The organism is Xanthomonas sp. SHU 166, from assembly GCF_000364685.1.
Lineage (GTDB): Bacteria > Pseudomonadota > Gammaproteobacteria > Xanthomonadales > Xanthomonadaceae > Xanthomonas_A > Xanthomonas_A sontii.
Genome location: NZ_AQOJ01000876.1, coordinates 1 through 1,511, shown reverse-complemented (window position 1 = coordinate 1,511; position 1,511 = coordinate 1). Strand labels below are relative to the sequence as shown.

General features: G+C 73.9%; 1 pseudogene. It reads right to left on the bottom strand.

From position 1 onward, the window contains the following. Window positions 1–1,511 (bottom strand): annotated as a pseudogene (locus tag D180_RS19930) (cell surface protein); the annotation flags it as partial.

Below are 1,511 nucleotides of genomic sequence, written 5' to 3'. Positions count from 1 at the left end.
CGGTGCTGTCCACGCCGCTGGCGCTGGCCACCGCGGTGCCGGAACTCTGGAAGCGCGCGCTGGTGTCGCCGGCCGCGGTGGCCACCGCGTCCAGCTGCGCCTTGTTCACCGCATCGGTGGCGTTGACCGCGGCACCGACGTTGGTGATGCGGCGCGTGGCCGGCGCGGTGACGCCGTTGCCGCCGCCCACCGACACCACGTTGGCTTCGCTGGTGCGCGCGCCCGAGCCCAGGGCGACGCTGCCGGCGCCGCTGGCCGAGGCGTTGATGCCCAGCGCCGTGGCATTGGTACCGCCGTAGGCGAAGGCGTTCTGCCCGATCGCGGTGCCGCCTTGCGCCGTAGCCCAGGCGAACTGGCCGACCGAGGTGGTCTGCGCCGCAGTGGCCCAGGCCGAGGCGCCGAGTGCGGTCGCATCCTCGCCGGTGGCGCGGGCGCTGTAACCCAGCGCCGCGGCATAGGCGCCGGAGGCGGTGCTGCCCCAGCCCAGCGCCGAGGCGTAGTTGCCCGCCGCCGCCGCGCCGTAACCGAACGCGCTGGTGCGAGTGCCGCTGGCGGCGCTGAAGGCGCCGACCGCGGTGCTGTAGTCGCTACCGGCGTTGGCCTTGTAGCCGTCGGCCGTAGCCTGCAGGCCGCTGGCGACGGCACCGGCGCCACTGGCGCTGCTGAACGTGCCGCTGGCCTGCGCACCCGCGCCCAGCGCGGTGGCGCCGGCGGCACTGGCGGTGGTGGTGCCGTCGAGCAGCACGTTGCCGGACGCGTCGGTGTAGTACAGCGAGCCGCCGATCGCGGTGCTGGATTCGCCGGTGGCGGTGGCGTTGTAGCCGGACGCGGTGGCGTAGCGGGCACCCGCCAGCGCGCCGCTGCCGAACGCCGAGGCACCGGTGCCGTAGGCGTTGCTGGCTTCGCCGGCGGCGGTGGCGTAATTGCCCTCCACGTAGCTGCCGACATCGTCGGCCGGGTCGCTGCCGCCGCTGGCCTTGAACTGCTTGCCGGTGGCGTCGGCGGACTGCTTCACCTCGTTCAGTTGCGCGACGTTGACCGCATCGGTGGCCTCGGTACCGGCGGCGACGCTAGTGATCTGCCGCTCCTTGCCGGCGCTGCCCACCGAGACGGTGTTGTCGCGCGCCGCCTCCGAGTTCGCACCCAGGGCCACGCTGTTGACGCCGGACGCGTAGGCGCCGTAGCCGAACGCACTGGCGCTGTCGGCGCTGGCGTAGCTGAGGCTGCCGAGCGCGCTGCTGAAGTCAGCGGTGGCGCCGGCACCAGCGCCGAACGCGGCGCTGTTGGCACCCGAGGCCTCGGCCGGGATCAGGCCGAAGAACGAAGTACCGCCGACCGCCACGCTCTCCTCGCCGGAGGCCACGCTGTACTCGCCCACCGCCACGCTGCTGCTGCCGGACGCGGTGGAGGACACGCCGATCGCAGTGCCGTAGCTGCCCGAAGCGAGCGCACCATAGCCCAGCGCCGAGGACAGATAGCCCGTGGCCTCGCTGTAGCCGCCCAGCGCGGTG